The following is a 490-nucleotide window of genomic DNA, read 5'->3' on the forward strand; positions in this document are numbered from 1 at the left end:
TGTAATTCTCTTGTTATGTATTTCCACTCTGAAATTACTTCATCATAATTACGTCCCATACGATCTAAAGCATCTATGTAAACAATATCACCTGTACTTAATACTTTTCGTAATAATTGATACTGAGGACGATCAAAATGTCGCCCACTTGCTTTATCGACAAAAATTCGTCGAGCTTCCACATCTCGTTCCATCATCTTATGTAACTGACGTTGCTCATTTTGATCTTTTGTACTTACACGAATATATCCATAAATATTTGCCACGTTTTGTATTCTCCTTCCATTTGTTACCGCAATTATATCACATTCGTTTATAAAGGTATTCGCTGAAAATAAACGTTTATAAATTAGTTCGTATCACCTTTATAAACTTGATGATTCAATGTTTCATAGATGTACCCACCCTGTTTATAAAGGTATACTTTTACAGACGTACCAAGAACTCACTACATATTTGAATACATAGTAATGAAAAGTGAACCACAAGG

1 protein-coding gene is annotated in these 490 nt (G+C 32.9%); it reads right to left on the bottom strand.

Features of this window, described 5'->3' with window-relative positions; genetic code table 11:
* Positions 1-299: recombinase family protein (locus tag JDS96_RS30685; RefSeq protein ID WP_199669116.1), on the bottom strand; the 299-nt coding region annotated here is incomplete at its 3' end.
* Positions 300-490: the final 191 nt, after the last annotated feature.

Source organism: Bacillus cereus group sp. N21, from assembly GCF_016483395.1.
GTDB classification, from domain to species: Bacteria; Bacillota; Bacilli; order Bacillales; family Bacillaceae_G; genus Bacillus_A; species Bacillus_A pseudomycoides.